This is a genomic window from Paralcaligenes sp. KSB-10, from assembly GCF_021266465.1.
GTDB lineage: Bacteria > Pseudomonadota > Gammaproteobacteria > Burkholderiales > Burkholderiaceae_B.
In genome coordinates this window covers 3,388,463-3,405,868 of sequence record NZ_CP089848.1, presented here as the reverse complement: position 1 = coordinate 3,405,868, position 17,406 = coordinate 3,388,463, and the positions used below count along the sequence as shown (strand labels likewise).

General features: G+C 59.7%; 16 protein-coding genes. 10 read left to right on the top strand and 6 right to left on the bottom strand.

All coding sequences use genetic code 11. The annotated features are described in order from the left end of the window. Positions 1–3: 3 nt before the first annotated feature. Together tcuB and LSG25_RS15660 are read left to right on the top strand one after the other, a co-directional pair. Positions 4–1,170: a tricarballylate utilization 4Fe-4S protein TcuB gene (gene tcuB / locus LSG25_RS15665; RefSeq protein ID WP_232741833.1), complete on the top strand. Its 1,167-nt coding sequence runs from the start codon at positions 4–6 to the stop codon at positions 1,168–1,170. Between the two features lie 140 nt (positions 1,171–1,310). Then, positions 1,311–2,285 carry a tripartite tricarboxylate transporter substrate binding protein gene (locus tag LSG25_RS15660; protein ID WP_232741832.1) on the top strand — a complete coding sequence of 325 codons (975 nt, stop codon included), beginning with the start codon at positions 1,311–1,313 and terminating at the stop codon, positions 2,283–2,285. Between the two features lie 240 nt (positions 2,286–2,525). Here the strand turns inward: LSG25_RS15660 and LSG25_RS15655 are convergent, their stop codons facing one another. The 3 genes from LSG25_RS15655 to LSG25_RS15645 all read right to left on the bottom strand — a co-directional run bounded on the left by LSG25_RS15655 (position 2,526) and on the right by LSG25_RS15645 (position 4,695). After that, positions 2,526–2,711 carry an oxidoreductase-like domain-containing protein gene (locus tag LSG25_RS15655; protein ID WP_370635887.1) on the bottom strand — a complete coding sequence of 62 codons (186 nt, stop codon included), beginning with the start codon at positions 2,709–2,711 and terminating at the stop codon, positions 2,526–2,528. 75 nt (positions 2,712–2,786) lie between these two features. Further along, the gene (locus LSG25_RS15650; RefSeq protein WP_232741831.1) at positions 2,787–3,704 is read right to left on the bottom strand and encodes an alpha/beta hydrolase; all 918 of its coding nucleotides are present in this window, start codon (positions 3,702–3,704) and stop codon (positions 2,787–2,789) included. A gap of 16 nt (positions 3,705–3,720) precedes the next feature. Beyond that, the gene (locus tag LSG25_RS15645; RefSeq protein ID WP_232741830.1) at positions 3,721–4,695 is read right to left on the bottom strand and encodes a tripartite tricarboxylate transporter substrate binding protein; all 975 of its coding nucleotides are present in this window, start codon (positions 4,693–4,695) and stop codon (positions 3,721–3,723) included. 93 nt (positions 4,696–4,788) lie between these two features. On the opposite strand from LSG25_RS15645, the gene LSG25_RS15640 reads away from it, so the two are divergent. The 5 genes from LSG25_RS15640 to LSG25_RS15620 all read left to right on the top strand — a co-directional run bounded on the left by LSG25_RS15640 (position 4,789) and on the right by LSG25_RS15620 (position 10,312). Next, positions 4,789–5,733, top strand: a complete 945-nt coding sequence (locus LSG25_RS15640) for a LysR family transcriptional regulator (RefSeq protein WP_232741829.1) — start codon at positions 4,789–4,791, stop codon at positions 5,731–5,733. A gap of 15 nt (positions 5,734–5,748) precedes the next feature. Further along, positions 5,749–6,924 carry a DNA polymerase IV gene (gene dinB / locus LSG25_RS15635; protein ID WP_232741828.1) on the top strand — a complete coding sequence of 392 codons (1,176 nt, stop codon included), beginning with the start codon at positions 5,749–5,751 and terminating at the stop codon, positions 6,922–6,924. A 28-nt stretch (positions 6,925–6,952) separates the two neighbouring features. Then, positions 6,953–8,329 carry a CoA transferase gene (locus LSG25_RS15630; protein WP_232741827.1) on the top strand — a complete coding sequence of 459 codons (1,377 nt, stop codon included), beginning with the start codon at positions 6,953–6,955 and terminating at the stop codon, positions 8,327–8,329. Positions 8,330–8,513: 184 nt separating this feature from the next. Further along, positions 8,514–9,323: a transporter substrate-binding domain-containing protein gene (locus LSG25_RS15625; protein WP_370635886.1), complete on the top strand. Its 810-nt coding sequence runs from the start codon at positions 8,514–8,516 to the stop codon at positions 9,321–9,323. 326 nt (positions 9,324–9,649) lie between these two features. Continuing rightward, entirely contained in the window at positions 9,650–10,312 is a 663-nt protein-coding gene (locus LSG25_RS15620) for an amino acid ABC transporter permease (RefSeq protein WP_232741826.1), read from the top strand. On the opposite strand, the gene LSG25_RS15615 is transcribed toward LSG25_RS15620, so the two are convergent. Continuing rightward, positions 10,309–11,175: an MOSC domain-containing protein gene (locus LSG25_RS15615; protein ID WP_232741825.1), complete on the bottom strand. Its 867-nt coding sequence runs from the start codon at positions 11,173–11,175 to the stop codon at positions 10,309–10,311. The two genes, LSG25_RS15620 and LSG25_RS15615, sit on opposite strands and share 4 nt — an antisense overlap. Before the next feature lie 187 nt (positions 11,176–11,362). Between LSG25_RS15615 and LSG25_RS15610 the strand changes: the two genes are divergently transcribed. Both LSG25_RS15610 and LSG25_RS15605 read left to right on the top strand, forming a co-directional pair. Further along, positions 11,363–12,256, top strand: coding sequence for an EamA family transporter (locus tag LSG25_RS15610; protein WP_232741824.1), 894 nt, complete (start codon positions 11,363–11,365; stop codon positions 12,254–12,256). A gap of 223 nt (positions 12,257–12,479) precedes the next feature. Further along, complete coding sequence (locus LSG25_RS15605; RefSeq protein ID WP_232741823.1) at positions 12,480–13,670, top strand: acetylornithine transaminase; 1,191 nt, start codon at positions 12,480–12,482, stop codon at positions 13,668–13,670. Between the two features lie 164 nt (positions 13,671–13,834). Here LSG25_RS15605 and LSG25_RS15600 read toward each other — a convergent pair whose 3' ends face one another. Beyond that, the gene (locus LSG25_RS15600) at positions 13,835–14,005 is read right to left on the bottom strand and encodes a hypothetical protein (protein WP_232741822.1); all 171 of its coding nucleotides are present in this window, start codon (positions 14,003–14,005) and stop codon (positions 13,835–13,837) included. Then, complete coding sequence (locus LSG25_RS15595) at positions 14,002–15,729, bottom strand: FAD-dependent oxidoreductase (protein ID WP_232741821.1); 1,728 nt, start codon at positions 15,727–15,729, stop codon at positions 14,002–14,004. Before LSG25_RS15595 ends, LSG25_RS15600 begins: the two co-directional genes overlap by 4 nt. Positions 15,730–15,984: 255 nt before the next feature. On the opposite strand from LSG25_RS15595, the gene LSG25_RS15590 reads away from it, so the two are divergent. Beyond that, on the top strand, positions 15,985–16,752 hold the full coding sequence (locus LSG25_RS15590; RefSeq protein WP_232741820.1) for an IclR family transcriptional regulator: 768 nt from the start codon (positions 15,985–15,987) through the stop codon (positions 16,750–16,752). Positions 16,753–17,406 lie beyond the last annotated feature (654 nt).

Here is a 17,406-nt window from a genome sequence, read left to right as displayed (position 1 = left end):
AACATGCAAACTTTACAGAGCCTGACCAGCGAGGCCCAGACCTGGCAGCCCATACAGCTGACTCGCAACGAGGAAGAGGTTTCCCGCGTGATGCAGATATGCAATGCCTGCCGCTACTGCGAAGGGTTTTGCGCGGTCTTTCCGGCCATGACCCGGCGCCTGGATTTCACCAAGGCCGATGTGAATTACCTGGCCAACCTGTGCCATAACTGCGGCGCATGCCTGCATGCCTGTCAATACGCGCCGCCGCACGAATTCGGGGTGAATGTGCCGCAAGCCATGGCCAGGGTCCGGCTCGATACCTATACCGAATACGCGTGGCCGCGTGCGGTAGGGGTGCTATACAAGAGCGCTGGCGCCACCCTGGCGATAGCGGTGGCAGCGGGCCTGGCCTTGTTCCTGGTGCTGGCCCTGGCCATGACCGGGACTTTGCTGCACGAGCCCATGGCCGGCAATTTTTATGCGATTTTTCCGCATAACCTGCTGGCCGCGATGTTCGGCGTGGTTTTTGTCTGTGCCGTGCTGTCGCTGGGTATAGGCGTACGGCGGTTCTGGCGCGATGTGTCGCCGGCCGAAGCCTTGCAAACGGGCAAAGGGCCGGCATTTGCCGAGGCGGCGGGCGATGCGCTGAGCCTGAAATATCTGGACGGCGGCCACGGTGAGGGTTGCAATAATGAAGACGACCGGTATTCGCTGGCGCGACGGCGTTTTCACCACCTGACTTTTTATGGCTTCCTGCTTTGTTTCGCGGCAACCTGTGTCGCAACCCTGTACCATTTTTTCCTGGATTGGCCTGCGCCATATCCTTACCTGAGTTTGCCTGTCGTATTGGGAACCTTGGGCGGCATTGGCCTGTTGATCGGGCCGGCGGGCCTGCTGTACCTGAATATGCACCGGCATCCCCAGCAGGGCGATGCCGCTCAAAAACCCATGGATCGGGGTTTTATCGTGTTGCTGCTTCTGGTCAGCCTGACGGGCTTGCTGTTGCTGGCCTTGCGCGATACATCCGCCATGGCGCTGCTGTTGGCGGTACATTTAGGGTCTGTCATGGCATTTTTCCTGACCATGCCCTACAGCAAGTTCTCGCACGGGGTATTCAGGTGCGCTGCCTTGCTGAAAAACTCAATCGAAAAAAGGCTGCCCAGCCGTCTTCGTTTGGGATCGGATTAAGCAACTGCAAAAGCTGCATGTAAAAATGGGCAGGCGCTATGGCTTGTTGTCGAGGCCATGGCGCTTTCTGCGTCGTCTGAGAGGCTCCTTGAGTCGGCGTCATTTTAAAAATCACTTTGACACGAAAAGGAATCGAGACAATGAAATTAGCTTCTTTGATGAAGACCGGAGCCCTGGCTCTGGTGGCCGGTACGTTCTGCGCGACAGCCTATGCCGCCAAGTGGCCGGACCGTCCCATTACCCTGGTGGTGCCCTTTACTCCGGGCGGGACTACCGATATGGTGGCGCGCCCTCTGGCTCAGTTGCTGAGCGAAAAGCTGGGCCAGTCGGTGATTGTGGATAACCGCGCCGGAGCGGGCGGAACTTTGGGGGCGGGTTATGCCGCGCGCGCCCATCCGGATGGCTACACGCTTTTCCTCGCGACCATCGCCCACACGATTGCTCCCGCCATTTATCAGCATTTGCCTTATAACTTCGAAAAGGATTTCGATCCGGTCACTGTAGTGGCTTCGGTGCCCAATATCCTGATCGTGAACAAGAAGTTGCCGGTCAACTCGGTGCAGGAATTGGTCGATTACGCCAAGAAGAATCCTGGCCTGGTCAATTTCGGATCGGCGGGCATCGGCAGCACGGAAGATATGGCCGGTGAAATGTTCAAGTCGATGACCAAGACGGATCTGGTTCATGTCCCCTACAAGGGTGGCGCCCCGATGATGGCGGACCTGATTTCGGGCCAGATACAGATGGCTATCGAAACCAGCGGTTCGGCGGGGGCGCAAATCAAGGCGGGTACGGTCAAGGGTATTGCCGTCAGCACCGACAAGCCGTCCAAGTTTTTTCCGAAGCTGCCTACGATTGCCGCGTCGGGTGTGCCGGGCTATAACTTCCAGACTTGGTATGGGCTCCTGGTTCCGGCCGGCACTCCCGCCGAAATTCGCGATACGCTCTATAAAGATACTGTGGAAGCGTTGAAAAATCCGAAGCTCGTTCAGGTCTTCGACACGCTGGGTGCCGATCCAGGCGGGATGAAGCCTGCGGAATTCAAGACCTTTATTGCCGATCAGACCCGCAAATGGGGTGAAATTGCCAATGCTGTTGGCATGAAGAAGAACTGATCGAGCAGATCCGGGGTGTTTCCACGGCCGTCGGCTGTGTGTGGAGGCTGCCTCGGTGCGGTGTAGCATCCCTGGTGGCCGTTCGTTATTCGAGTTCTTAAGGCGCGGGGGTGGCGGCCCAGGCAGGGTGGCGCTCGCCTCGTCCGGTCCTGGCTGCGCCAGGACTGCCCGCGGCCGGCGCCTGGCTCGGGCGAGGCGGTGTCGATCACCTTATTAGGCCATGATGATAAAGCCAGGGGGTCAGGGCCGCGGCTTTTGTTGCGGGTGGCGCTCGATCCATGCGCTTAGTTGAGCCCGGTACCGATCGAGCGCGTCTTCGTAGAGATCGAAGATGCAAGGCTCGCATGAGCTGTGACAGCATTCGTCATTGTCCGGCCGTGTCGGCGGCGTTGGTTTGGGGTCTTCCCTGTTGGGTGGCTCACGCACGATGGCACTCGCATAATGGGCGTGGCTTCAGTATAAAACGGGCTGGGCTTCCCCGGGATGGTGAATGTGTGTGGCTTAGCCCTTCAAGGTACGCGCCAGAAACGCCGCCATTCCTTCTTCGACCGTTGTCATGCCGTGAAACTCATGCGTGGCCGGTGCGTTCGCCGGGTAAAAATGAGTGGCCTCGGGCACATGAATATGTTCGCATTGAAGGCCCAGCTCGCGCAGGCGTTTCACGGTTCCGGGAGTGTGGCTGGCGACGTAGTCCAGATCATGTTCCGCGCTGATGAAAAGCAAGGCCGGGAAGCTTGAACCCACGGCGGTGTGCCGTTCCATATCTTCCGGGTCCATGTATCCGGACAGCGCGACGACGGCGGCAACCGGTTCGCGTTCGCCCAGTGCGACATTGAGGGCGGTTCGGGCGCCGGCGGAAAATCCGCCGATCGCCAGCCTGTCTGGATCCACGCCCCACTCTTTGGCGCGACCCTTGACGTAGCGCACCGCCACGGCCATGTCGTCGCTGGCGGCTTCAATGCCGCGCCAAAGCAGATCGTCGCTGGCTTTGGGCAGCCCCATGATTTCACGCACCATGTCGACCCGCGAGCGCGGGATGCGGCCGGCGTCGGCGACCACGGGGGTGGCGCCGGGCAGGGGATCTTCCGGCACCAGGCGGTAATCGATCGAACAAGCCACATAGCCTCGTCGTGCAAACTCATGGCAATACCAGGCGACGGAGTTGTTTCGATGCGGGATATCTCCATAAGTGTCGTCTTCCTTGCTGCCGCGATGAAAGGCGCCGCCAAAGGCCAGTATCAACGCCGGCAGGCTTCGGGCCTGGGCTTCAAGCACCGGCTGGTACAGGTCCAGCTTCAGGTCGCGCTGCGTTCTTTCATGGCCGTTATGGAGGCCGATGTCGCCCGCGCCGTACACGATATTTCTGGTGACTTGCACGCGGTAGGGTTTCGACGCGCTCAATGGAGTATCTGGGTTCATGTTCAAGGCTGAATCCTCAGTTGACCGTTGCGCCGGAGTCATGGGCGATTTGCCCCCACACCTGGACGTCGTTGTTGAAGGTGGCCTGCCATTGACTCGCGCTGGTCGGCGGTGAGATGGGAATGGAGCCGCTTGTGACGATCAATTTGCGCATATCGGGTGTTGCCAGCACTTTGTTGACGGCGGCATTGAGGGTATGGGTAACGGCGGGCGGCAGGCCTGCCGGTGCGAACAGCCCGTACCAGCCGACCGCGTCGAAGTGCACGCCCTGCTCGCTCAATGTGGGAATATTCGGCAATTCCGGCGCACGGATTGGGCCGGTAATGGCCAGGGCCTTCAAGCGGCCGCTTTTAACCAGCGGAGCCATGGAGACCACATCCAGAATGCCAATGCTGATTTGCCCGGACAGGATTTCGGACAAGGCGGCCTGCCCTCCTTTATAGGGTATCTGCCGCATTTTTATCCGGGCCAGTTGCTGGATCTTTTCGCCGACCAGATGAGGCGGGGAGCCGACTCCGAATGTGGCATAGGTGATATCGGCCCCTTTTTTCCTGGCCGCGGCGAGGAGGTCTGCGACTGTGTTGAGTGGGGAATCGTTGCGCGTGACAATCAGCAAGGGGACGGTGGCGATTTCGGTGATGGCGGTGAAGTCCTTGACCGGATGGAAAGACAGGCCCTTGAACAAGGCCGGGGCGATGGCAAATGGGGCGGCGGTCATCATCAGCGTATAGCCGTCGGCCGGGGCGTGCGCAACCGCGGCGGCGCCAATATTGCCGCTGGCACCGCCGCGGTTTTCCACATAAACGGTTTGTTTGAGATCGGCGGTCAGCTTCTGGGCCAGCTTGCGCGCCACGATATCCGTGCCGCCACCGGCCGGAAATGGAACCAGCAGCTTGATGGGTTTGTCCGGGTAAGTGGCGGCGCTGGCTGTGGACATTATTCCGGCGGAGGCGATGCCGATGCCCAGCAATAATTTATGAAACCAGTTCATTGTCTCTTCCTTCATGGTATTGGTGAGACAATAGTGAACCTGTTTGTTATAAAGATATACGGGCAAGAAGCTATGGATCCATAAGGAAATACCATGGATGAGAGTGCGCATCAAATGGCGCTGCGCTTGCGGCGCCTGAAATTGCGGCATTTTGAAGTGCTGCTGGCGATTGCGGAGCATGGCAGCCTGACAGCTGCGGCGGCCGCGCTCGGAAGCAGCCAGCCGGCGGTATCGCAACAATTGGCGGAAACAGAGGATGCCCTGGGCGTCGCCTTGTTTTCCCGAGGCCGGCAGATCAAGCCCACTCCGTATTTACCCGCCGTCCTGAGGTATGTGCGCCGCGTCATAAATGATTCACGGCAATTGCAAAGCGAACTCGAAACTCTTGCGCTGGGCGGGCAAAGCATGGTGCGGGTTGGAACGATGCTGGTTACTGGAACGGAGTTATTGCCCGATGCCGTTATTCGCCTGCGCCAGCAATCGGAATTGATACAGATGGAAGTCGTCGAGGATATCGCGGCCGGATTGTGGGCGCGCTTCGAAAGGCACGAGCTCGATTTGATCGTGGGGCGGCTGGATGAGCGGGCATTCGCGGGCAACGTGCGGGTAGAGGCGCTGTATCAGGATCCGCATTGTGTCGTCGTGAACAAGAGGCACCCGCTTTTGAAGAAAAAAAGCCTGGCCTGGCGCGATACGGTAGCCTATCCGTGGATACTGCCGCCAAGGAATACAGCGTTGCGGCGCGCCATCGATGCCACTTTTCTGGACGAGAACCTGGGCCCCCGGACTCCGTGGGTGGAATCGGCCTCGCCCACCGTCAATCTGGTACTTTTAAGCAAGACTGAAAGCCTGAATGTGATTTCTAAAAGCGCTGCGGGCCTCTATTCGGGTTTAGGCGCTCTTGCGGTTTTGCCGTTGCAATTAAAATATGATGTAGGCCCGATCGGCATGGTATGGGCGGAGGCGGAAGAGAGTCCCGCGCTGGCTGCCGTGTTGGCGGCATTGCGGCAATCTGTAAACTTCGACCCGCCTCGCTGAGTATTCTGATTGATCATGGAATTAAAGAATTCACCCTCTCAAGAAGCTCTACGCCGTATCGCACATCTGGATATGGATGCGTTTTACGCGTCGGTCGAATTGTTGCGCTACCCCGAGCTGCGGGGCCTGCCGGTGGTGATAGGCGCCGGAAGCAACACACAGCCCCGCAAGCAGGCCGATGGCACGCACATTTTTGCGTGCCTGCGCGACTACACCGGCCGCGGCGTGATTACGACTTCGACTTACGAAGCCCGAGCCCTGGGGGTATTTTCGGCCATGGGCATGATGAAGGCTGCGCAACTGGCCCCCGATGCGGTGTTGCTGCCGGTGGATTTCGCGGCGTATCGTCGATATTCAAGGCTTTTCAAAGACGCGGTGGCCGCCGTGGCGCCTGCGATCGAAGATCGCGGCATCGACGAGATTTATATCGATCTGAGCTCTCACTCCGAGCCGTCTCGCGAGTTGGGGCAACGAATCAAGGATGCCGTCAAGACGGCTACCGGCTTGTCCTGTTCGATCGGCATCTCCCCCAACAAGCTGCTGTCGAAAATCGGCTCGGATCTGGAAAAGCCCGATGGCCTGACGATTTTGAGCCTGGACGATCTGGAACAGCGCATCTGGCCTTTGTCGGTGCGCAAGATCAATGGCATTGGGCCCAAGGCAGGCGCCCGCCTGGCCGGCTTGGGAATCAACACGGTGGCGGAGCTGGCGCGGGCGGCTCCGGCCTTGCTGCAGGAACATTTCGGACTTAGCTACGCGCGCTGGCTGGTCGAGGTGGCTCATGGCACGGACGAGAGGCCGGTCGTGACCCATTCCGAACCGAAATCGCTGAGCCGCGAAACGACTTTCGAGCGCGATCTGCACGTGGTGCGCGATCGCGCGGCGCTGTCCGAAGTGTTTCGGCGCCTGTGCGCGCAACTGGCTGGCGACCTGCAGCGCAAAGCGTACCTTGGACGTACTATAGGCATAAAGCTGCGCTTCGATGATTTTCGTACTGTCACGCGCGACATTACCTTGCCTGAGGCCACGGCCGACGCGGCTGTCATACATCGCGCCGCGGGCGCCTGCTTGAAGCGCATCACTCTGGATCACCGGATCCGCCTTCTGGGGGTGCGAGTCGGCAGCCTGTCGGCGCGCGACGCGCAGGCCGATGACCTGGTTCACCAGGGAGTGCAGCTGACGCTTTGCTGATGCAGCTTTAGTCTTGCCGGGAGCAGCCATGGACAATTCTTCTGTAATACACACGTTCCTGCAGGCCATGTCAGCGGAGCCGTCTGTGTTCGAGGCCAGCGGCTTTGATGCGACAGGTGCGGGTTCCTTGCCCTCGGCGTTCGCCGTTACCGAACTGGCGGTTGCCGCGGTTGGCTCGGCCGGCCTGGCGGTGGCCGAGTACATAGGGCATCGCTTTGGCAGCCGCCCCTCCGTTACGGTGGATCGCCGCCTGGCTTCTTTCTGGTTTGGCGCGTCGTTGCGGCCTCAGGGCTGGAGTCCCCCCGATGTCAGGGATCCCGTTACGGGCGACTACAGAAGCAGGGACGGCTGGGTTCGCCTGCATGCCAATATGCCACACCATCGCGCCGCGGAGCTGCGGGTACTGGGAGTGGAGGCCGACCACGAGGCGGTAGCGCGGGCGGTGGCGTCCTGGGATGCCCTGGAACTTGAAACGGCTATTGTCCAGGCCGGCGGCTGCGCGGCGATGATGCGCTCGCAAGACGAATGGGCGCATCACCCTCAAGGCCAGGCGGTGGCTGCCGAGCCGCTCTTTCATTATCAAGAGGCCAGTGCCGGCCCCCCGGGCGATTTGCGGGGGGCGCCAGCTCGGCCTTTGGCGGGGCTGAAGGTGCTGGATCTCACGCGTGTGCTGGCGGGGCCGGTGTGTACGCGATTTCTGGCCGCTTATGGGGCGCAGGTGTTGCGCGTGGATCCGCCGTTCTGGGTCGAACCGGGCCTGGTGCCCGAAGTCACCTTGGGCAAGCGCTGCGCGCAACTGGATTTTCGCGACCTGGCGCAGCTGGAACAGTTCAAGGCCCTGCTGGGCGGCGCCGACATTCTGGTGCACGGCTATCGGGCCGACGCTCTGGAGCGCATGGGCCTGGGGGCGGAAGTCCGGCAACTGATACGGCCGGGCCTGGTGGATGTGTGCCTGGATGCGTATGGTTGGACGGGGCCCTGGAACACCCGGCGCGGTTTCGATAGCCTGGTGCAGATGAGCAATGGCTTTGCCCATGCCGGCATGCGGCATTACGGCAAGGATAAGCCGACACCCTTGCCGGTGCAGGCGCTGGACCAGGCCAGCGGTTATTTAATGGCGGCCGCGGTAGTGCGTGCCCTGACCGGGCGCCTGGTCACGGGACTGGGGTCGACGACGCGCTTGTCGCTGGCGCGCACGGCCGTGTTGCTGGCGTCCCGCCCGGCCTCGCGGGCGATGGCGGCATTGGAGCCGGAGATCGCGGATGACTGCGGCCCCGAAATCGAACTTACCTCCTGGGGGCCCGCGCACCGGCTCAGGCCACCCTGCGACGTGCAGGGCGCGCCCATGCGATGGGATTATCCCGCCAACGCCTTGGGCAGCAGCCCGGCGCAATGGTTGGCATAAGGGCGCAGTCAATTAAATAACGGAAACGGCCATGTCATTGCTTTTATATTCATTTTAGATATATATAAGTAATTATGAAATCGTTATCAAGCCGCTTCAATATTGTTAGCATGAGCATATATGCAGGGGGAATATCTGGCGCGGGCGCGTTGGGTGCTCCGCATCTTATTCAGCAGGAAATCAAATGAAATTGACAAAGTACGTACGTAGTGCGCTGGCTGCCGGAACCATGGCTTTTGCAACGTTGATGACGGTTTCCGCGCATGCCGCGGATTTGCTCGACACCGTCAAGGCGCGCGGCACACTGATTGTGGGCCTTGAAGGGACCTACCCTCCGTTTAACTTTGTCGACACCAAAACACAGCAACTCGATGGTTTCGATGTGGATGTGGCGAAACTGGTTGCCGGCAAATTGGGCGTGAAGGTTCAGTTCGTCAAAACGGAATGGAGCGGGATTCTGGCCGGCCTCGAGTCAGGCAAATTCGATGTGATTGTCAACCAGGTGGGCATTACGCCCGAACGCAAAAAGACCTTCGATTTTTCGGTTCCTTATGTCGCGTCCAGCCCGCAACTGATATTGCGCAAGGACGACACCAGCCAGTACAAGAGTTTCGCCGACCTGAAGGGCAAGAAGCTGGGAGTGTCCCAGGGCAGCAATTACGAGGCGCTTGCCAAGGCGCAGGCCGGCGTTGTTGTCAAGAGTTATCCGGGTGCCCCCGAATACCTGTCCGACCTGGTTGGGAAGCGAGTCGATGCGGCGCTTAACGATCAACTGATGACGGCTTATCTGGTCAAGACGTCCAATATCCCGATCAAGGGCGGCGCGATTGTGGGCGATCCAAAGTTCAACGGCATTCCTTTCAAGAAGGGTAATCCGAAGTTCGAGGCGGCCGTGAACAAGGCGCTGGAAGATTCGTTCAAAGACGGCGAGTTTGCCAAGATCTCCAATAAATGGTTCGGCATCGACGTCAGCAAGGTTCGCAAGGCTGATTAGGCTGGCTCTGTGTTTCGCAGGGGCGGCCCTTGTGCCTGCCCCCGCGCTTTCAAAGTCATTTCTTGCCGTGCAAGACGGTTTCCGTGGAACAGGACCACGCGGTATGTCTGGCGGGCGCTATTAAAAAATAGCTGGATGACTCGTCCCCGCAGGCGTATAAAGCGTTTGCGGGGACTTTGCATTATTCGGCGGCGATGGCATGCCGCGCGTTTGCGCGGCATTTTGTCGAGCGGCAGCGCCATTTCACACGCGTTCGCCGTCAGTGCCGCGGTAGGTACGGCGCTTTGAAATGCCGTTTTGTCTGCAAGCCGGCTTATGGATCAAGTATGAATTTTTTGGAATTGATGAAGGTAGCGGCGCCGATTCTTTTGAAGGGAACCGGCTATACGCTTATCTTTGCCTTTGCGGCCATGCTGGGCGGTTTGCTGATCGGGTTCGCGATCGCCGTGGCGCGCATTGTGCCAAGCCGTCTGAGCCGATGGCCGGCTTCCGTGTATGTGAGCCTTATGCGGGGCACCCCATTATTGGTGCAGGTGTTTATTATTTACTACGGCTTGCCGGGCATAGGCATTTCGTTCGATCCGCTGACTGCGGGCATCCTTGCCTTGAGTCTGAATGCGGGAGCCTATATTTCCGAAAGCCTGCGTGGGGCCATTCTAGGTATTGCGCGTGGGCAGTGGTCCGCAGGCTACAGCCTGGGCCTGACTTACTGGCAGAACCTTTATTATGTGGTCCTGCCTCAGGCTTTGCGCCTTGCGGTGCCATCCATGAGCAATACCTTGATCAGCCTGATCAAGGATACGTCGCTGGTGTCGGTCATTACCGTGACCGAGTTGCTGCTGGCCACCAAGGATGTGATTGCAACCACCTTCCAGCCGCTGCCCTTGTATCTGGCCGCCGCTGGCATCTACTGGGTGCTGAGTCTGTGCCTCGAACGCGTACAGGGACGCCTGGAAAAGTATTTCGGGCGCAGCAGCCAGGCAGCTTAAAGGTCGAATTCGGGCTCTACGTAGTCGCCCGTGCTCAACTGCGAGCTGGGTCCCGCCACTACGGCATTGACACCAAACAATACCCCTTCCTCGAAGCTGCGGTGCGCGGCCAGAGTAAGGCCGGGTTCGGCCGCCGATAGGGCCGTTGCCTGATCGATATTGGGGATGGGGCAGCGGGCGCAGGCTTTAACGAAGGCAAAGGCCAGCGAGCCGATGCGCATTCCGCCGAGATAGTCTTCCTCGAAGGGAGCGAGTCCCTGCACGACGATATTCGGGCGAAAGCGGTTCATGGGTACAGGCGCTTGTCCTTTTTCCTGCAGTTGTTGGTTCAGTTCGTCCAGCGAGGCCTGGTTGGCAACAAGAAAGGGGAAGCCGTCGGCAAAGGCGAACTGGTGACGGGCCGGGAAATCGGGCTCCCAGTGTTTGTGTTTCCCGAGCCAGGCATCGACATGCTTTTTGCTGGCGATCCGGGTGGCTTGCGGGTGCACGCGCAACAGGCGGCAAGGCAGATTCAAGAATTGACTTAGCCATTGCGCTGGCGAATCGCCTTCGTCGTAGCCTAGGGTATCGGAGCTCCAGATGCGTACGGGAACCTGCGTGGGAACAGGGTCGGTGCTGCGCAAGGGGATGGCGATGGCGGGCATGCCGGGCGCGCTCAGGCTCAGGCAATCGGCATCGAGCCCAGGCTGGATCAAAGCCATCCTGGCGTAACTGCGCTGGGTCATGAAGATTCCGTGCTGGTCCACGATGACCCAGTTCCGATCGAAGGGCATGCCGGCGGCGGTGATGGGCGCGGTTTCGTGCGCAAGGCCCGCGCATGATTTGACGGGGTAGCTGTGCAAACTCAAGACGGAGATTGACATATTGAACCTGATTTTCTTGCTGTATCGGAAAAATCGGGCCGAGCCCATGTGCTTGCATGACTCGGCCTGCTTTGCTAACTATACAAGGTCGCGCGGGCCCTAGCTGGACAATTGCGACAAAGATAGGTCGAACATATTTTTTCGGCTTCAGGCAAAATAGTCGCGCATAACACCTTGAGGATTGGAAATGCCCGTTCGTGACTGGCTGGCTGCTTTGGCCGTGATAAGCGCCTGGGGCATCAATTTCGTGGTGATCAAGGTAGGCCTGCACGAGATTCCCCCTCTGTTGCTGGGAGGATTGCGGTTTGGCCTGGTGGCGTTTCCCGCCGTCTTTTTCATCAAGCGCCCTTTGCTTGCATGGCGCTCGCTGCTCTTGTATGCCCTGACGCTGAGCTTTGGACAGTTTGTCTTTCTGTTCACGGCGATATACGTTGGTATGCCGGCGGGCCTGGCCTCGCTGGTGTTGCAGTCGCAGGCTTTTTTCACTGTGCTGATAGCCGCCCTGTTCCTGGGCGAGCGTGTGCGCTGGCCCAATGTGCTTGGCATAGTGGTTGCGGTCCTGGGGCTGGTGCTGATTGAACAGGGGGCGCTGCCTGGCAGCGTTTCGGTGCTGGGCTTTATCCTGACCCTGTGCGCGGCGTTGTCCTGGGCCTGCGGGAATATCGTCGTCAAGCGCATCGGCAAGGTGGATATGCTTGGGCTGGTGGTATGGGCCGCACTGATTCCGCCCATCCCGTTTTTCGTGCTGTCCTGGGTAATCGAGGGTCCGGCGCGGATTCGGCACAGCCTCCTGAGTATCAGCGCTGTTGGCGTGGCCTCGGTCATCTACCTGGCGCTGGTGGCAACGATTGTCGGTTATGTGTTGTGGGGGCGCCTGCTGGGCAGGCACCCCGTCAGCAAGATTGCCCCTCTGAGCCTGCTGATACCGGTTATTGGCCTGGTTTCGTCGTGGCTGCTGCTGGGCGAGCATCTGAGCCTGATCCAATGGGTGGGCGGGGCGGTGGTCATGCTTGGGCTGGCGCTCAATGTCTTCGGACTGCAGTTTGCGCAGAAGATATTCAGCGGCAAAGCCCGCAATTGATGTGGGCGGGCCTCGTACCCCCATCACCGGTGCGCACGATCGATGTTGGCTCGTTTTACAGGCCTGATTGGTTGCGTGCCAATTTGATCTTTATAATTCCGAAGTAATCTTCTGCAGCGGGATTGTTAAAATCTCCTGTTTTCAGGGCGCCGTGTGTCCTGGAAAGCCTGCAGTTGCCTGGGATCTTTTGTTCATCACCCTCCCTTTCCTCAAGGATGTCAAAATGAAATTTAATCAGTCGGACGTGAACGCACTCATGGAAATCACTTCACGTCCAGAGCTGGTGTTTGTCCGTGGCAATGGTTCCTGGCTCGAGGATCACAACGGCAAGCGATATCTGGATTTCGTGCAGGGGTGGGCGGTGAATTGTCTGGGCCATTGCCCCGCGTCCGTGGTCAAGGCCATCAACGAACAGTCGGCAAAGTTGCTGAATCCCTCGCCGGCCTTTTACAACGAGCCGTCGATCAAGCTGGCCATGCGCCTGACCGGCGCGTCGTGCTTCGATCGCATCTTTTTTGCCAATAGCGGCGCCGAGGCCAATGAAGGGGCAATCAAGCTGGCTCGAAAGTGGGGCCAATTGAACCGCAAGGGCGCCTACAAGATCATTACTTTCGACCACAGCTTCCATGGGCGCACGATAGCCACCATGTCGGCGTCGGGCAAGCCGGGCTGGGATACCATTTTCGCACCTCAGGTCGACGGCTTCCCGAAAGCCGACCTGAACGATATAGCTTCGGTGCGGGCCCTGATCGATGCGCAGACGGTCGCCATCATGCTCGAACCCGTGCAGGGCGAAGGCGGGGTGATCCCGGCTACAGCCGAATTCATGCAGGCTTTGCGCAAGCTGGCCGATGAGCATGGCCTGCTGCTGATTGTCGACGAAGTGCAAACCGGGATGGGCCGCACCGGCAAGCTGTTTGCGTACGAGCATGCCGGCATTACGCCCGACATCATGACCCTGGGCAAAGGCATAGGCGCCGGCGTGCCGCTGGCGGCTTTGTGCGCGCGGGAAGCCGTGTCGTGCTTCTCGCATGGCGACCAGGGCGGCACCTACAATGGCAACCCACTGATGACGGCGGTGGGTGTGGCTGTGTTCGACGAGCTGACCGCGCCGGGCTTCATGGAGGCCGTCAACGACCGCAGCCAGCAATTGTCGGAAGGCCTCGCAAGGCTGTCGGCCAAGTGGGGCATGAAGGGAGAGCGGGGCGTGGGCCTGCTGCGCGCGCTCATCATGGATCGCAATGATGGCGCCGCCATTGTGGAAACGGCCCGTAACAGCAGTCCAGAGGGCATGTTGCTCAATTCGCCGCGCCCGAACTTGCTGCGCTTCATGCCGTCGCTCAATGTCACCGCCGAGGAAATCGACCTGATGCTGCGGCGCCTCGATGATGTGATTCAACAGGTTCGCGCCTGAGCCGCCGCAAATACCGCCGCTAAGGCGGTATCGTAAGCGCGGGCCTTGTGCCCGCCCGCGGCAACGCGTCGGCCGAACAGGCGGGCACAAGGCCCGCCCCCATGCCGATGAATCCGCCGTAACCGGGCGGCACAAGGGCTGTCGCTATGGAATAACGCGCTCCATCAGCATTTCATGGCGCGTTCGATCAGCACTTCAATTTTGTCCGCATTGTCGATTTCAAGCATGGCCAGCAGGGCGAACCGGGCAAGCGCCTGATTGGCCTGGGATTCGCCGACTTCACTTAGCGATTTGCACAGATGGGTGTAGACACGGTCCAGGTCGAGTTCGTTCATGCGAGCTCCTGTTGATTCGAAGCGCCTTTCAGGCAAGCGCGGATAGCCTGTTCGAGGGTGTTGCCTGACGTGGTGCGCCAGCGCCCCAGCACGTAGCCGTCGGGCCGCAGGATGTAGCTGGTGCCCGGGGTGGCGTCGTACAGCCCGAAAGCCGTACCCTGTGCATCCAGAAGAAAATCGCAGTCGCTTGCCTCGGCGGCCGGCTCGCGGCTGAGCAATGCCAATCGCACCGGCAACTGGCAGGATTGGAGCTTGGCGACGGCAGCGGCGAGGCCGGCCGCCGCCCGGCCTTCGGTGCAAAAATGCAGGACGAGGAACTGGCCAGCCTTGATCTGGTCGCCCAGATGAGTGGGTGTGCCGTCCAGCCCTTTGCGCCAAAGCGTGAGCGGAACATTGCTGAGTACGGTGCCAGCCGGCGGCCCGCCGATAAATGCGGAGTCTTCGCTGCCTGGTGCATTCAGGCTTGAGCCGGTATACGCAATGGCGCTGGTTTGTCGCGGATTGATCAGGCTGCGTATGGCCGGAGTATCCACCGAGAGATTCAGCACGGCTTCGCGCATGAGCTTGAAGGCGAAAGTGGGCGGAGCCATGAATTCGGTGCTTTTCATGCCGCTCTTCAAGTTTTCGCGGGCGGCGAAGACACGTTCCCCGGAATAGGAGTCGAGCAGGGATTCGTGTGCGTGGCCCTTGATGACGCTGGCCAGCTTCCAGCTCAGATTGTCGGCGTCATCGATGGAAGAGTTGGCGCCGCGGACCCCAAAAATAGGGACCAGATGGGCGGCATCGCCGGCGAACAGGACGCGCCCGTGGCGATACTTGCCCAGCGTCAGGGCGTTGGCCTTGTAGACCGTGATCCAGAGCGGTTCCCAGCGGCCTGTTTCGCCTATCATTTCCAGGTGGGCCTGGACCCGCGGCAATACGTTTTCGGGTTTTACCGCTTCTTCGGGGTCTTCATCGTCGCGCAACTGGTAATCGATGCGCCAGATATTGTCCGGCTGCTTGTGCATGAGCAGGGTTGATCCGGGATTGGATGGAGGATCGAACCAGGCCAGGCGTTCGGTGGGCAGGGCGGATTCCAGCGCGATATCGGCAATGACGTAGCGGCCTTCGTAGGCCGTGCCTTCCAGTTGCAGGCCCAAGGCCTCGCGCATGAGGCTGCGGCCGCCGTCGCTGGCCAGCACCCAGTCGGCTTCCAGGCGGTAGGTTTGTTCGGCCTCGACGATATTCAACCGCACGCCATCGGCTTCGTTTTGTACGCCCGTTACTTTGGCGCCCCAGCGGATATCGATCAGTTCGGGGTAGCGTTCGGCCGCCTGGACCAGGAATTCTTCCAGATAGTATTGCTGGATATTGATCATGGGCGGCAGTTTCTGGTTTTCATCATGGGGCATGGTGAAGTGCAGCACCTCGGTGTCGCGGTAGTAGGACCGGCCCCCCGTCCAGGCCAGGCCCTTGGCCAGAATCGCATCGACAGCGCCGATGCGCTCGAAGATCTCCAGGCTGCGGCGTGAAATGCAGATGGCCCGGCTACCGTAGCAGACTGTATCGTCGGCTTCGATCACGACCGAAGGTATGCCTTGCCGGGCCAGGGCGACCGCGGCGGTAAGGCCGGCCACACCGCCCCCGACGATGACCACCGGGTGCCGGGTGTTGTTCGGCAGACTGGAATGACTTGACTGTCGTTTGGTGAAGTCAAAGGGGTAGGCTTTAAGTTCGATGGGCATGGGAGTCCTTGGCAGGAGGTGCTGCATAACGGCTATTAAATAACAATATTCTTGTTTATTGATAATAAAGCATAATTTTTATTCAAAAATATGTCAATATTCTTTTTAAATGAGATAATTGCCGAGTTCTATTTCCAGGCATGGTGTCAGCGCGAAGTAAGCCTCCATCCTGCCGCCAGTCGCGATCTGGAAATGGGCCAACCGATAAGGGAGTGTTGCGTGTGAATCCAGCTTTTGTCGCCCGGAGGGTTTGCCATGGCCAATGAGCGTTCAGTCATCAGCCGCGTGTCGACCATCCTGAACCTGTTTGGCGAGCACAAGCCGCTGATTACCATCGATGAAATCGCACAGGCCCTGGATGCGAGCCCGGCCTCGGCCTACCGCTATGCGGCCGATCTGGTCGAGGCTGGACTTTTGTCGCGGCTGTTCGGTCGCTATCGGCTTGGCCTGAAGCTGATCGAGCTCGAATACCTGATCAGCACTTGCGATCCGATCATCGCGGCGGCGCATGATCTTATGGATGCGTTGGCCCGCGCTACCGGAGCCAATGTGCTGCTGTGCAATATGTATGATCACACGCTGGTGAACGTCGCGCATGTGACCGGGGTACAAGCCATACGGCTGCGGTATACGAAAGGTTTGCCCATGCCGCTGTTCCGGGGTTCGCAGGCGCATGTGGTCGTGGCGCATATGGAGCGGCGTCGGCTCAAGCGCCTGTACGAGGCTTCGCTGCTCGATCCGCTCACGCGCGACGATGCGATGGCCTTGGGGGGCGACTGGAAGGCGTTCAGCCGTTCGTTGAGGCAAATCCGCAGCCAGGGCTATTACATTTCGCGCGGCGAGCTGGATAAAGGGGTGGTGGGTATTGCCGCTCCCGTGTTTGGCGAGCACCAGGAAATTCTGGGCAGCCTGGTGCTGGTGACCGACGAGCGCACGCCTTTGCAATTGCCGGAAACAGCGCTAATCGAACTCGTGGTGCAGAACGCCAGGCAATTGTCGCAGCGCATTGAGCAGCTTGCGTGAGTGAGCGGCGCCGGTGGCTTGGACACGGGCAGTCTCGGCAAGGTCAAGGCTGGGCGATGCGAGCTCGACTCGCCTGGGGCATTTTTGGTTCGAGTGTTTTATGGCACTGGGTGTGTTTCAGTCACTTTGTTTTTTGAGCCGCTTTTTGGCTTGGGTAGTGACTTTGGAGTGAGCGTTGCTGTGTAGGCGGCGGTTAATTCTATAAGGACGCCGCAGGGTGGGCGGTGCTGTGCAGTCCGGCACGTCCAGCGGTCGGCTAGCTGCGCTAGCCGACTACCCGGGTCTGCCTCGTCCAGGCGGGCGTCGGGCGAACTCGCCCGGCCTCGCGAGGCCGGGCTCAGACAGCGCCCGCCGAAGGCCCCCGCCTTCCCTTCGTCAGCACCCGGCGCTGGACTACCGCCGGCCTGCACAGCACCGCCCACCCTGCGGCTTGCGTTGAGGCAATGCATAGAGAGAGGCATTGGGGTCGTGCACCGAGAGAAACATGCACCGAGAGAAACGTTGAAATCATGCATCGAGGTATACGTTGAGGCGGGCAAGTTCATTCCAGGCATGCCATTACGCGAGCCGTCTATCGGGGATAGGGTCAGGACCGGCGTAAGGCGTGCGCCGGATGCTACCGTAGGGAAGGCGGGGGAAGTCGTCGGGCCCTGT

Coding starts and splice junctions, on each gene's coding strand:
- tcuB (WP_232741833.1), top strand. CDS start 4: ATGCAAACTTTACAGAGCCTGACCAGCGAGGCCCAGACCTGGCAGCCC.
- LSG25_RS15660 (WP_232741832.1), top strand. CDS start 1,311: ATGAAATTAGCTTCTTTGATGAAGACCGGAGCCCTGGCTCTGGTGGCC.
- LSG25_RS15650 (WP_232741831.1), bottom strand. CDS start 3,704: ATGAACCCAGATACTCCATTGAGCGCGTCGAAACCCTACCGCGTGCAA.
- LSG25_RS15645 (WP_232741830.1), bottom strand. CDS start 4,695: ATGAACTGGTTTCATAAATTATTGCTGGGCATCGGCATCGCCTCCGCC.
- LSG25_RS15640 (WP_232741829.1), top strand. CDS start 4,789: ATGGATGAGAGTGCGCATCAAATGGCGCTGCGCTTGCGGCGCCTGAAA.
- dinB (WP_232741828.1), top strand. CDS start 5,749: ATGGAATTAAAGAATTCACCCTCTCAAGAAGCTCTACGCCGTATCGCA.
- LSG25_RS15630 (WP_232741827.1), top strand. CDS start 6,953: ATGGACAATTCTTCTGTAATACACACGTTCCTGCAGGCCATGTCAGCG.
- LSG25_RS15625 (WP_370635886.1), top strand. CDS start 8,514: ATGAAATTGACAAAGTACGTACGTAGTGCGCTGGCTGCCGGAACCATG.
- LSG25_RS15620 (WP_232741826.1), top strand. CDS start 9,650: ATGAATTTTTTGGAATTGATGAAGGTAGCGGCGCCGATTCTTTTGAAG.
- LSG25_RS15615 (WP_232741825.1), bottom strand. CDS start 11,175: ATGTCAATCTCCGTCTTGAGTTTGCACAGCTACCCCGTCAAATCATGC.
- LSG25_RS15610 (WP_232741824.1), top strand. CDS start 11,363: ATGCCCGTTCGTGACTGGCTGGCTGCTTTGGCCGTGATAAGCGCCTGG.
- LSG25_RS15605 (WP_232741823.1), top strand. CDS start 12,480: ATGAAATTTAATCAGTCGGACGTGAACGCACTCATGGAAATCACTTCA.
- LSG25_RS15600 (WP_232741822.1), bottom strand. CDS start 14,005: ATGAACGAACTCGACCTGGACCGTGTCTACACCCATCTGTGCAAATCG.
- LSG25_RS15595 (WP_232741821.1), bottom strand. CDS start 15,729: ATGCCCATCGAACTTAAAGCCTACCCCTTTGACTTCACCAAACGACAG.
- LSG25_RS15590 (WP_232741820.1), top strand. CDS start 15,985: ATGGCCAATGAGCGTTCAGTCATCAGCCGCGTGTCGACCATCCTGAAC.